Below are 12,283 nucleotides of genomic sequence, written 5' to 3' on the forward strand. Positions count from 1 at the left end.
AGCCAACATCCCAGAGCGATTCTTGCTTGGAATCTAAAGATGCCCTATCGCGGGGGAAAAAGGCTAATTAAAAGATTGTTGCTATCGCTCCAGTCTCTTGTCAGAGTTGCTTGGAAACTGCTAATCTTTCCCTTCTGGCTATTTCAGCAAATACCGGGGCTTTTTGCCCGTGAAGACAAAGACAGCCGCACCTTTGCCATTGATGTGGTCAAAACGATTATTTCTGCCCTGGGATTAATTGCTACCCTTTTGGCAGGAATTGGGCTTATTGTCAATTATTTCAATTCTCAAGCGGAAATGCAACTGACTCAGCAACGTCTGATTACCGAGCGCTTCTCGAAAGCTGTCGAGCAAATCGGTAGTGGTAAAGAGGAGGTGGTAATTGGCGGCATTTATTCCCTAGAGCGAATTGCCAAAGATTCTCCCAAGGATCAATGGACAATTATGGAAGTCCTGACTTCCTACATTCGTAAAAATTCCCCCATTCCCTCGAATATTCAACAACTGGAGCCAGAGGAAAGACAGAAGGCCCTAGAAAAACTCCCTTCCGTGAGTATTCCAGTTCAGGCCGCTTTAACGGTAATCGGGCGGCGTAAAGTTGAGAATGACCAAGCTGGGGATAATTTGGCTGAAACAACTTACTTTAATAAAACTAAAATTCTTGATTTAAGCCAGACAAATTTGAGGGAAGCCAACCTCATCCTAGCCAACCTCAACGGAGCCAACCTCAACGGAGCCAACCTCATCGGAGCCAACCTCATCGGAGCCTACCTCAACGGAGCCTTCCTCGTCCAAGCCAACCTCATCGGAGCCAACCTCAACAGAGCCATCCTCAACGGAGCCAACCTCATCGGAGCCAACCTCACCGGAGCCGAACTCTTCGGAGCCAACCTCAAGGAAGCCGGCCTCTTCGGAGCCGAACTCAACGGAGCCAACCTCATCGTAGCCAACCTCGACGGAGCCAACCTCGACGGAGCCGAACTCAACGGAGCCAACCTCGACGGAGCTAACCTCAACGGAGCCATCCTCAACGGAGCCGAGGGTCTTAATCCAAAACAAATTAAATCGGCCTGCTTTTGGGAAAAAGCAATATACACGGAATCCAAGTGGGATGAAGATAAACAATTATGGGTGGCTGCTGACCGGGAAGCCAATCAACGAGAAATCGAGAAACTCAAAAGGGACAAAAACTCAGATCCGCCAAATCCGATCGATTGTAATACTAAATAGGGTTTGCGGCAAAAAGTACGGGCGAAGCATTCGGATAGAAAATCTCCGGTTTCACCGATAGGTTATACTAAATCCGCTGAGTATAGGCTACATATCAGGAGAGGCACTTCTGCAAGGGGAGTGACTGTTAAATTATGACAGATGTATTGGCAGCTGCGTGTAAGCATCCCACCGAAAAACTAATGCGCGGGGGGTTTGGGGGCGGCGCCACGCCCCCAACGGGGGGTTTGGGGGGTAGAACCCCCCAAAAGCTTGGATTGAGAGATAAAAAAGGAATTTAACCCTCGGTTTCCTCTCTGGTTTGGATAAACAGAATCAAGAGGAAAACAGTGGGTACTAGGACGAATAGAATACTAGCGATAAAGCCGAGATTATTTACCTGCATGAGTTAACTCCCTTAAGTGACAACGGATTTGCATTAAAGATTAACTCCTAGAATATCATCCCAGAGGGCGTTGCTGATTTGAGAGGGGGACTGGGGAAGTGGCAGAAAGTCCCGAGGTTTCCTTCCCTACACCCTACACCCTACACCCCACACCCTACACCCTACACCCCACACCCCACACCCCACACCTTACACCCTACACCCTCTTTCAAGTCAGGTAGTCACCTTTTCACCCCCTTGCCTCGCGCGTCTTTAATTGGTACTTTTGGATCGGTGGCGATGATGTGAAGATCGATATTTTTCTGCCAGATCAGGCGCATGAGTTTTTGGGTGAAAGAACCTTTGATGAAATTCTTCCAGCGCGATTGAAGGCTCTCCCCGATCACAATCTGGGTGATCCGTTCCCGTTCGGCCACTTCGGCGATCGCTGCCGCCACCTGATAGCTTTTAACCCGTAAGAATTTCCCCTCGAATTCCCGACATAAACGTTCGCAGGTTTCGATATGTAAAGCCTCCTCTTTCGTGAGAAAGCGCTCGGGTTTATCGACGAAAATCACGAAAAATTCCGCGTTCATATACCCCGCTATCCGCGCTCCCCGACGTAATAATCGTAAAGAGTTGGGATAGGTGGAAATACAGACTAATACCCGTTCGTGAACGGGACAGGATTGACCGATAAATTTTGTGGAATTACTCGCTTCTTCTTCTACTGTATCGGCCACTTCGCGCAAGGCCAGTTCCCGGAGGGCGATTAAATTACGCCGTTGAAAGAAATTATTTAAAGATTGTTCGATCTTTTCGGGAGCGTAGATTTTTCCCGCTAATAATCTTTCTTCTAGGGTTTCGGCGGTAACATCTACCACAATCACTTCATCAGCTTCCTCCAAAATTCGATCGGGTATTCGCTCCCGCACCACCACCCCAGTGATTCGGGCAACCAGATCGTTTAAACTCTCAATATGCTGGATATTCACGGTCGAGTAAACATCGATTCCCTGAGATAAAATTATCTCCACGTCCTGAAAACGTTTCTCTCGCTCCGAACCTGGTGCATTCGTGTGGGCTAATTCATCGATCAGACACAGCTGCGGTGAGCGGGCGATAATCGCTTCTGTATCCATTTCCGAGAGAGTGACTCCCTCTTTCTCTAGGATTTTTCTCGGTACAATTTCCAACCCCTCGGCTTTTGCGGCGGTCTCTTTCCGGCCGTGGGTTTCCAGCAGTCCAATCACCACGTCAGTTCCCTGCTTTCTGAGGCTATGGCCCTCCTCCAGCATCTTGTAGGTTTTCCCGACCCCCGGGGCCATCCCGATAAAAATTTTATGTCTTCCCCGTCGCACAATTGTCTCCTTTTTGGCAACTTCCCCTTACAGATTAAGATAATTCGATCGTAGCCTGGCGGATTGAATATCATCAATGATTCGTTCATTTTTCCTCTGTTTGGTTCATTTAATCCAGAAAATTATTGAGACCATTGTTCAAAAAATTGCTGAAACTCCTCAAAATAATTAACGGTTAGTGCCAATTTCAGTAACTCGTCTAAAATCGATAATAAGGAAATTTTATCGACCGCTTGCTCAATTGACTTGGCGCGATTATGGGTAAATAAGCTTTTTTACCTAGTCATGGCGCTGACCCCTAGACGACTAGAAAGAAACTTCGCCGATATCATCTAACCCTGACATTAGCTAACTTTGTTAGATAAGAACTTTTTTAAGAATTAAGTAGGTGGGTGGAATTAAATATAAAATGAACGTAGGTTGGGTTGAAGCATGAAACCCAACGCCCGCATGGGTTACGCTACCGCTAACCCATCCTACAAATAATTGTGCCTACCTACTTATGGTCGGCCTATAATAGTAACTGTAGTCACCCCTATCCTTTAGGGATAATTCTTGGTTTAGGGTTGATGTCCTTCAGCGCAAGCGAGATCGGTTATGAAAATTAGCGAACTAGAAAACTACTTGGCTCAGGTTAAGTTAGAGATTGGTGACATCGATATCGTCTATCAATGTCACAACCAGCACTATAGTTGGTTGGACAAAATTAGAAGCCATCAACTGAAAGTGTTAAAAAATACCGCAGACACTAAATTATTAATTTCTCTGTGATAGCCATTTTCTCTTGCTAGATGCCGGCAAGGTAATCCAGTCTGTCTAATCTGCTTAACAGTTTATCTTTTCTTCACTGTCGATAGGTTCTTAAACCAGCCGCGTCGCCAAAAGAAAATGATTAAACTGAAAGCAACGGTTAGCATCAACACCCAGACGAATACATAGCCCCAATACCATTCTAATTCGGGCATATTATAAGGGGATTTATCAGTATTAAAGTTCATGCCATAAATACCGACAATGAAGGTGAGCGGGATAAAAATCGTCGAGATTACCGTTAAAGTTTTCATAATCTCGTTCATTTTATTACTCACGGAAGATAGGTAAAAATCCATTAAACCATTGGCAAATTCCCGGTAATTTTCGATAACATCGAGGATTTGTACCACATGGTCATAACAGTCTCTTAGATAGGGTTTAATGGTTGTATCGATGACAATATACTCATCGCGTAAAAGAGCATTGAGGGTGTCTCTTTGCGGCCAAATTGCTCGTCGCAGGGAGAGTAATTCCTGACGTATTTGGTAAATTTTTGATAAAGTCTGTTCCGTGGGACTAGCTAAAATTTCGTTTTCTAACTCCTCGATTCTTTCTCCGTAGGACTCTAAAACAGGAAAATAACCGTCAATAATGGCATCCCAAATCGAGTAGGCTAAATAACCCGATTTTTGCTGCCGGATGGAACCTTTATTTAAACGGATTCTTTCCCTAACTCCTTCCAAAGAATCGTATTGTCCTTCTTCCTGCACAGTTAAAATATAATTCTTCCCGACTACTAAACTGATTTGTTCTAACAAAAAACCCTGATGATCGATCAGGATGGCCATTGGCACTATAATTAAAAGATAATTCTCGCATTCTTCCACTTTTGGTCTTTGGGGAATACTGACTATATCCTCAAGGGTTAAGGGATGTAAATGAAAAATTTCCCCCAACTCTTGCAGTTTATCCTCATTACCCAAACCGACGATATCAATCCAAGAGATGGAATCATTGGATAAATATTTAAGACAGTCTTGAGGTAAAAGATTATTAACTCTAGTGGCTTGTTGGGAGTTATAATTAACTAAAAATATCTCGGTAGCAACGGCATTTTCATCGATGGTGATTAACCCCGGCATCGTCCCGGGTTGATTATAGTGATAATCATAAAGGTGGGGTTTTGTCTGGGAGGATTTTCGCCCTTTTTTATACCTAGTTAATCTTTTGTTATTGCTCATAGTTGAGATCGATCGCTGTTTGCCTTTTTCTTAGCATTGATCGCTCAAACATTCCTCAATTTTTAGCTAACTTTAAGATTGTCCAAGATTGTTAAAAAACGAATATTAAACGTAAATGCCAATTATTAGCCGTTTCCCTCTCGATTTCGATGCGACGGATAAACTCGCGAAAATAAAAACGGCGCTCGATTTCCGATAAATCTCGCCAAAATTGCGGAAAAGCAACGGCACGAGCGATAATAGTCAGGTTATCGGGGGGTAATTGGTCTAAACGTCCTTGAATCTGCGCGATCTCGTTTTTCAGTTTATAGGCCCGTAGATTAGCCGTTTCTTGATCTAAAATTCCCGCCGCTTCTAGGGAGGGCAATTGGGACAAAATATCGTTTTTTTGTCCTATTTCCTCGCTCATTCCCCGTTTGATCCCCTCTAAATCCGGTAAAGATATCTGAGCGATCGTCGGTGGTAGGTCTTGACAAATGCGCTCGATTGTGCTATTGAGAATTTTTTCATAAGCGATCGCCGAACATTTTTTTGTCCGGGGACATTGCAAAGGTCGCAAATAGAGGTATTCTAGGCCCTTTCCTCGCGCTGTCACTTTGGTAATCGTCATCCCCGATTGACATTGACTACAGACGACTAAACCCGCTAAGGAACGCGGGGCGCTGGCACTGCGGGGGGGTAATTTGCGATTATTTCTCAGGATGCGATCGATCTGGGCCGCTTCTTCCCGGGAGATAATCGGGGTGTGGGTATCGGGGATAATATCTTGACCGAGATAGCACAAATCACCGCGATAAACGGGATTAGTCAGCCATTTATGGGCAGTAGCTACCGATATCTTTTTACCGTAGCGTTTTTCTAGATAGCGCACCGTGGAACGCAGGGAAGCGGAAATCAAAAAGCGATCGAAAAAGTCTTTGACTACCGGCGCGGTACTGCGATCGAGTATATAACGCTCCTTGCCACGACGATAACCGTAGGGTGCTTTTCCGGGGGGAGGTAAAGCTTGCAGACGATTGTGAGCGTGACCTACTTTTAAACGATTACTTAGTTCGTTTTTTGATATTTCTTGCAGAATCTTGGCAAAATTCAGCTTATAATCTGGGTCTTCTAGGGCAATTATATCTATGTCGAGGGCTTCTAAGGATTGTAAAATTTTGCTAACTTCTGTGCCATTGTCTCCCAATTCTGCTAGGCGACGCAGGATCAGCAGTCGGGGGGGAGTCTCTTGACAATCGCGGAGCAGTTGCTGCCGTTGTGAGCGATTGCCAAAATCCTGATACACTTGTTCGGGAGAATGGTCCCAAATCGAGGCATCGGGGGGACTATCGAGCAGGGGATTGGTATAGGTGTAGGCGATAATTTTCATGTTTTGCCGAAATCCTGGTATAGATAAGCTGTACTGCCTTGAAACCGCGTCTTGAAAAGTTTAGTACAAATGCTCGAACTACCTCTCCCCGCTCCCAACTCCGGCACTCATAGACAGTCTTAACCAGTAATTTAGATAGGGTTTGCTGAAAAAGCTTTTCCTGGGGGCAGGGTGTGGGGTGTGGGGTGTGGGGTGTGGGGTTTTACCGATTTTGAGGTAGTCAATTACCTAATTTTCAGGGAAAAAGTACCTGAATTTTCCCCCCGATCCCCGCAACGGCTGGCACTTTTTGAGGAAAAAAAAGTCTAAAAGTCTTATCCAACAAGGTTTTTAGATTTATTCAGCAGACCCTAGATAGTCAACAGCTTACCTGCGGGCGAATGGAAAAGGAATTTCTGCCCATCTCCATAACCCCCGCCAGCTGGCGATCGTTCCGCTAGACTTGGCAATTTCTAGGCCGGGCGCGATTTGTCTAGGGAGAGGGTAAAGAGCGAAGGAAAACCGTGAGTATGGCGGTAATAATCGCGACGGTTACGGGGATAATCAGCGATTTCGCCCCTTTTAAATCGGATATATCCTTAACTAGCCCCGATTGTTCGTTTTCTAGCCTTTCTAACCGCTTATCCATTCCCTCGACTTTCTCGATTAATTTTGCCTGTCCTACCTCTAGTTTTGTCAGGCGATCATCGATTCGATCGATCTTTCCCTCGATCCGCGTCAGGATGGCTTCTAGGGAATAGGTGACGGTTTCTCCCGATTGACTCATAAACTAAATTCCTTGTTGCGGGGGATACTTCGCATTCTATCACTCCCGAAAGATGGCAGAATTACCAATCCAGAGGCAACGGCAACGATTATCAGCCTACAATATTACTAGGCGATCGAATATTCCCGGAAATTCAGATGAGTCAATCCCCCGTCACCGATTCCCTAGAAATTATCCTGACAAATATCACGGAAAAATTAGACTCTTTACAGAAAGATGTCACCGATCTAAAAGTAGATATGGCCGAGGTGAAAACCGAACTCAAGATTATTGATAGGCGATTGGAAAAAGTAGAGGGAACACAGAACGCTTTAATTAAGGATGTATCCGACCTTAAGGGAGCAAAATCGTTGATTATTCCCGTGGTAGTAGCAGTATTAACCAGTATTCTGACTCTGCTGGTGCGATCGATCCCGAATCCTTAAAAGTTTCCCCGTTTGTATAGTAAATTCGTAGGTCGGGTTGAGGCAACGAAACCCGACATAAATCCTCGGTGGTTGGGTTTCACTCTGTTCAACCTAACCTACAGCTATGAGAGTTGATTCATGAATCAACCTACGGCAACTTATCCCTCGTTCCGACGACCTTTAACCCCCAGTAAACCCAATCCGAACAGGGACAAGGCCGCGATCGCACCAGGTTCGGGAGTGCTGGCCACCGGACCGGTTATCTCGGTTGCGTTGATCTGGAAACTGTTAAAAACGGTACTGGGAGAGAAACTCGCTCCACTACTCAACCGGTATCCCGATGACGTGGCGATGCCCGTCGGGGTTGTGCTAGGACCAGAGGCGTTCCAGCTGAAACCTCCACTGGTGCTGGTAACGTATAACCAGTATTTAGTACCGGCGGCAAACGTGAGGGGGCCAGTGGGAGTGAAGGTGTAGTTAAAGACTCCCAGTCCTTGAGGGGTAGGATTGGTGAAAGTGGCGAGGACGGTACTGCCCGGATCGCTACCCCCGACATCATTGCGGATCTGGACGAGGGGAGTCTCTCCTGTAGCGTAGCCACCGAGTCGCAGGATGGCGTTGTCGAGGCTGTAATTGTTACCCGCGGGCAGGGTAAAGGCGAGCGCTTTTACGTTGCTGGTGCTAATGCCACTACTATCATCATCATTCGTTTCTGGGAGATTCCCGATCAGAACTGCCGCGCGGACAGGGTTTACCCCCCCCCGTTAGAACAAATGAACTACTAATTCCCGCTAACACCAAAGACATAGGTAAGGTTTTCATGATTTCTAAAAAAGTTCAGAAAGATTGCCTTAATTCTATAGCAGCCGTCTCTTCTGTACGACCATTGATTAGATTTTGTCATCATTTACCGTCTGGTATGATATTTAAATCTATAGGGTGTTGACAAAACGGCTAGAAAGTGGTAGGCAACATCGGGCAGTTTCTGGTCGTGCCAAGTGCGATTCCTTTAGGGAGAGGGTAATAGATCCTCGGTGGTTGGGTTTCACTCCGTATTAACCCGAAGTGATATTTTTTCATCAAAAAAAACTCGATCGCATTTAAGTGATCGAGTCAAGAAAAAACAGACTAATTATTAATAGTCGAAGTCACCACCGCCAGCGGGAGGAGCGGATTTTTCTTTTTCGGGTTTATCCACCACAATACACTCGGTAGTTAAAACCATACCGGCGATAGAAGCGGCATTTTGTAGGGCAGAACGAGTCACTTTAGCGGGGTCAACGATACCCGCCTCAAACATATCGGAGAACTCACCAGTAGCGGCATTATAACCGACATTAAAGGGCTTCTCTTTCACCCGTTCGGCAATAACTGCACCGTTTTGGCCGGCATTTTCAGCGATCCGTTTTAAGGGGGCAGCAATGGCGCGAGAAACGATTAAAGCACCGGTTAATTCTTCATGCTGGAGGGTTTCTTTAGCCCAGGTTTCCAATTGGGGAGCGAGGTGAGCTAAAGTAGTACCACCCCCGGGGACGATACCTTCTTCTACGGCTGCTTTAGTGGCGTTAATCGCGTCTTCTAGGCGCAATTTGCGGTCTTTCATTTCCGTTTCCGTAGCGGCACCGACTTTAATCACTGCCACACCGCCGGCTAATTTAGCCAGACGTTCTTGCAGTTTTTCTTTATCGTAGGAAGAATCGGTTTCCTCGATTTGACGGCGAATTTGCTCACAACGGGTTTTCACTGCCACGTCGTTGCCTTCGGCGACGATGGTGGTGGTATCTTTGTTCATAGTGATACGGCGGGCCGTACCTAAGCTGTCAATTTTAGTGGTTTCCAGTTTTAAACCCGCATCTTCGCTGATTACTTGACCACCAGTTAAAACGGCGATATCTTCTAACATCGCTTTTCTGCGATCGCCAAATCCGGGAGCTTTCACCGCAGTGACGTTAAGAACACCGCGCAGACGGTTAACCACTAGGGTTGCCAAAGCTTCTTTTTCGATGTCTTCGGCGATAATTACTAGGGGTTTGCCTTGACGGGCAACTTGTTCGAGAATGGGAACCAAATCCTGTACTAAACCGATTTTTTTGTCGGTAATCAGAATAGCGGGATCCTCAAAAACGCATTCCATGCGCTCGGTGTCGGTGACAAAGTAGGGAGAGATATAACCTTTGTCAAAACGCATCCCTTCGGTGATTTCTAGTTCGGTGGTCATCGATTTCCCTTCTTCTAGGGAAATTACGCCTTCTTTGCCGACTTTATCCATGGCCGAGGCGATCATTTGACCGACTTCATCATCGTTACCGGCAGAGATAGCACCCACTTGTGCGATCGCTTTGGAGTCTTCTACGGGTTTCGCGTGTTTGGCGATTTGACTGACGAGGAAATCGGCAGCTTTATCGATACCTTTTTTCAGAGAAATCGGGTTAGCACCGGCGGCGACGTTGCGTAAACCTTCTTTAACGATAGCGTGGGCGAGAACGGTGGCGGTAGTTGTACCATCACCCGCTACATCGTTGGTTTTTGAGGCGGCTTGGCGAATTAAAGCCACACCGGTGTTCTCGATATGGTCTTCCAGTTCGATTTCTTTAGCGATGGTGATGCCATCATTGACGATTTGGGGTGCGCCAAATTTCTTTTCGAGGACGACGTTACGACCTTTGGGGCCAAGGGTGACGGCTACCGCTTCGGCCAGAAGATCCATGCCTTTTTCTAGGGCGCGACGGGCATCTTCGTTGTAGATAATAGATTTAGCCATAATGTCTCGTTATTCGTGCAAAATAGGGGTTTTCAAGGGGAGATGATTAGGAAACGACGGCGAGAATGTCTTTTTCGGAGAGGAGAACGTATTCTTCGCCACCAAGTTTGATATCGGTTCCGGCATATTTGGAGTAGAGAACTTTGTCACCCACACCCACTTCCACAGGGGTGCGGCTACCGTCATCGTTGCGTTTGCCAGCCCCGGCGGCCACGACTTCCCCGATTTGGGGTTTTTCTTGCGCGGCATCGGGAAGGAAAATACCACCGGCGGTTTTTTCTTCGCTGGGGCTAACTTTAACGAAAACTCGATCGCCTAGGGGTTTAACAGTTGTTACGTTGATGCTGACTGCAGCCATGGAATATCCTCCGTTTGTCTTGTATTTGGGTAAGTGTCTTTTCCAGATTAGCACTCTTACCTTCCGAGTGCTAATTTACCGAAATACGAGGCCCCCTGACAACGGCTCGATCGGTACGGGTTCCCGAACTATGGTGTTAAGCTAGGGTTTGCGGCAAAAAGTTTGTTGGTGGGGTTAGGGACTTGCGTAGGAATAATATCCCAGCCAGAAAATCGCTCTGTAGAAGAACCAGACCAGCCAGATGGCGCATTATCAAAGCGCAAGTCCCTAACATCTCGAAGGCTCTCCCCCTACTTAGGGTGATCAGCAAACCTGATCGATCGGAGGGCGCAAGCATTGCGCCCCTACAGTAACGGATTTTGTCCACAATGTAGGGGCGAACTGCGTTCGCCCAAAAGGTACATTATCAAAGCGCAAGTCCCTTAGGAGTCAGTATTCTCCGAGTCAGGAGAATTAAGAATAAGCATTAATCAATTAAATGCTCTATTTAGGGATTTTAGGCAATTTTATGCCTATTTTTCTCATTTTTGCCCTCTCAAAAATTAATTAGGGTTTGCTGAATAAATGTGAAATGTAGGCAAGGTAGCGGTTTTGTGGCTTTTCTCGCGAAACAAGTGCAAGATTTTGAGAGAATCGTGCTTCAAAACCTTGCGTCTTCATCGGCCCGCGTCCTGTAGGGGCGAAGCATTCGGGCAATAACCTATCGGTGAAACCGGAGATTTTCTATCCGAATGCTTCGCCCGTACTTTTTGCCGCAAACCCTACTTATGCAAGAACTCTAGTGTAAGCTGTTGTGCAAAAACAAAGGAGTTGAGCGGAAACACTCAACTCCTTTGTTTTTTATGCTTGATTCTATCTATAAAGTGTTATTGTGACTGCCAAAAACTTGCGCTTTTAGTGCATCAATTTCGGCTAATAACTCGCGACGATTTTCATCCTTGAGCAGATAGCGCCAGACAAACCAACCAGTATAAACGATCCCAACTAATTGTAGGATAGGAGCAAGGAGGGGAATATCATCGATCGCATCTAAAACCGCAAGGGTAACTTTCACGGTGACAAAACTCGCTAAAATTGCCCCCAGAACGATTAAAGGTTTTTTGTATCCAGAGAAGAAACTACCGATATAATCGGGGACATTAGCCAGATAGGACATCACCGAATCCCAAACGGGTTCTACATATTCAGACCAAATCTGTTCGGTGCTGCTGCTGGGTTTGCTCAGAGAGCCGGGTAAATCTGTTCTAATCGGATTTTTGGTCTCGGTCGGTTGCATTGATTCCATATTAACTGATCCTCATCATAAAGGTTAGACAGTGCGCGAATACGACCAACGGGGGTCAATTTTAACAGACTGAATAGACTAACTCGCTGTTGCCCATATTATCGGACAATTTCGATAGTAGGCGGAAAGTTTCTCAACAACTATTAAGAATCAAGGATTTAGCTTCTCAATTTTATCGTCAGTCTGACCGCAATTCTCTATTCTAACAGCAGGTAGCGATCGGGGTTGAGGAATCAGGGGGGGGTCAGTTATCAGTGAACAGTAATCAGTTAAGTAGGTAGGCGAAAAAACTTATAAAATAGCAGAGAACCCTTTATGGAGGAGGAATAAAACCTTGCCAGCCCCTCTAAAAATTGATTTAAGTGAAGAAGAAGACAAAAACCTGCTA

General features: G+C 46.0%; 12 protein-coding genes. 3 read left to right on the forward strand and 9 right to left on the reverse strand.

The annotated features are described in order from the left end of the window. The coding region (locus PX484_RS16430) for a pentapeptide repeat-containing protein (RefSeq protein WP_288104794.1) at positions 1-1,230 on the forward strand (1,230 nt) is incomplete at its 5' end. Between the two features lie 277 nt (positions 1,231-1,507). Here the strand turns inward: PX484_RS16430 and psbM are convergent. Continuing rightward, a complete protein-coding gene (gene psbM / locus PX484_RS16435) occupies positions 1,508-1,615 on the reverse strand; it encodes a photosystem II reaction center protein PsbM (protein ID WP_002745897.1) in 108 nt (35 codons plus the stop codon). Positions 1,616-1,836: 221 nt separating this feature from the next. Further along, a complete protein-coding gene (locus PX484_RS16440; protein WP_287766277.1) occupies positions 1,837-2,955 on the reverse strand; it encodes a universal stress protein in 1,119 nt (372 codons plus the stop codon). Positions 2,956-3,552: 597 nt separating this feature from the next. On the opposite strand from PX484_RS16440, the gene PX484_RS16445 reads away from it, so the two are divergent. Next, positions 3,553-3,726, forward strand: a complete 174-nt coding sequence (locus PX484_RS16445) for a hypothetical protein (RefSeq protein WP_002804198.1) — start codon at positions 3,553-3,555, stop codon at positions 3,724-3,726. Positions 3,727-3,788: 62 nt separating this feature from the next. Here the strand turns inward: PX484_RS16445 and corA are convergent, their stop codons facing one another. From corA to PX484_RS16460, 3 genes are all read right to left on the reverse strand, one after another. Further along, a complete protein-coding gene (gene corA / locus PX484_RS16450; protein WP_288104797.1) occupies positions 3,789-4,949 on the reverse strand; it encodes a magnesium/cobalt transporter CorA in 1,161 nt (386 codons plus the stop codon). Positions 4,950-5,040: 91 nt separating this feature from the next. Further along, the gene (locus PX484_RS16455) at positions 5,041-6,318 is read right to left on the reverse strand and encodes a recombinase family protein (RefSeq protein WP_287766273.1); all 1,278 of its coding nucleotides are present in this window, start codon (positions 6,316-6,318) and stop codon (positions 5,041-5,043) included. A gap of 472 nt (positions 6,319-6,790) precedes the next feature. Further along, the gene (locus PX484_RS16460) at positions 6,791-7,084 is read right to left on the reverse strand and encodes a hypothetical protein (protein WP_002759475.1); all 294 of its coding nucleotides are present in this window, start codon (positions 7,082-7,084) and stop codon (positions 6,791-6,793) included. 137 nt (positions 7,085-7,221) lie between these two features. Here PX484_RS16460 and PX484_RS16465 point away from each other — a divergent pair, with 137 nt between their 5' ends. After that, positions 7,222-7,509 carry a shikimate dehydrogenase gene (locus tag PX484_RS16465; RefSeq protein ID WP_287766270.1) on the forward strand — a complete coding sequence of 96 codons (288 nt, stop codon included), beginning with the start codon at positions 7,222-7,224 and terminating at the stop codon, positions 7,507-7,509. Positions 7,510-7,649: 140 nt separating this feature from the next. Here PX484_RS16465 and PX484_RS16470 read toward each other — a convergent pair whose 3' ends face one another. From PX484_RS16470 to PX484_RS16485, 4 genes are all read right to left on the reverse strand, one after another. Next, positions 7,650-8,222, reverse strand: a complete 573-nt coding sequence (locus PX484_RS16470) for a choice-of-anchor R domain-containing protein (protein ID WP_353853242.1) — start codon at positions 8,220-8,222, stop codon at positions 7,650-7,652. 404 nt (positions 8,223-8,626) lie between these two features. After that, positions 8,627-10,252: a chaperonin GroEL gene (gene groL / locus PX484_RS16475; RefSeq protein ID WP_002755764.1), complete on the reverse strand. Its 1,626-nt coding sequence runs from the start codon at positions 10,250-10,252 to the stop codon at positions 8,627-8,629. A 46-nt stretch (positions 10,253-10,298) separates the two neighbouring features. Continuing rightward, the gene (groES, locus tag PX484_RS16480) at positions 10,299-10,610 is read right to left on the reverse strand and encodes a co-chaperone GroES (protein WP_002759486.1); all 312 of its coding nucleotides are present in this window, start codon (positions 10,608-10,610) and stop codon (positions 10,299-10,301) included. A gap of 856 nt (positions 10,611-11,466) precedes the next feature. After that, the gene (locus PX484_RS16485; protein WP_002804204.1) at positions 11,467-11,895 is read right to left on the reverse strand and encodes a CAAD domain-containing protein; all 429 of its coding nucleotides are present in this window, start codon (positions 11,893-11,895) and stop codon (positions 11,467-11,469) included. Positions 11,896-12,283 lie beyond the last annotated feature (388 nt).

It is taken from the genome of Microcystis sp. M49636_WE2, from assembly GCF_030065375.1.
GTDB lineage: Bacteria > Cyanobacteriota > Cyanobacteriia > Cyanobacteriales > Microcystaceae > Microcystis > Microcystis aeruginosa_C.

What these genes read in the sequence shown, in the direction of transcription:
- groL (WP_002755764.1), bottom strand. Translation starts at nt 10,252, where the DNA reads ATGGCTAAATCTATTATCTACAACGAAGATGCCCGTCGCGCCCTAGAA.
- psbM (WP_002745897.1), bottom strand. Translation starts at nt 1,615, where the DNA reads ATGCAGGTAAATAATCTCGGCTTTATCGCTAGTATTCTATTCGTCCTA.
- PX484_RS16455 (WP_287766273.1), bottom strand. Translation starts at nt 6,318, where the DNA reads ATGAAAATTATCGCCTACACCTATACCAATCCCCTGCTCGATAGTCCC.
- PX484_RS16460 (WP_002759475.1), bottom strand. Translation starts at nt 7,084, where the DNA reads ATGAGTCAATCGGGAGAAACCGTCACCTATTCCCTAGAAGCCATCCTG.
- PX484_RS16445 (WP_002804198.1), top strand. Translation starts at nt 3,553, where the DNA reads ATGAAAATTAGCGAACTAGAAAACTACTTGGCTCAGGTTAAGTTAGAG.
- PX484_RS16465 (WP_287766270.1), top strand. Translation starts at nt 7,222, where the DNA reads ATGAGTCAATCCCCCGTCACCGATTCCCTAGAAATTATCCTGACAAAT.
- corA (WP_288104797.1), bottom strand. Translation starts at nt 4,949, where the DNA reads ATGAGCAATAACAAAAGATTAACTAGGTATAAAAAAGGGCGAAAATCC.
- groES (WP_002759486.1), bottom strand. Translation starts at nt 10,610, where the DNA reads ATGGCTGCAGTCAGCATCAACGTAACAACTGTTAAACCCCTAGGCGAT.
- PX484_RS16485 (WP_002804204.1), bottom strand. Translation starts at nt 11,895, where the DNA reads ATGGAATCAATGCAACCGACCGAGACCAAAAATCCGATTAGAACAGAT.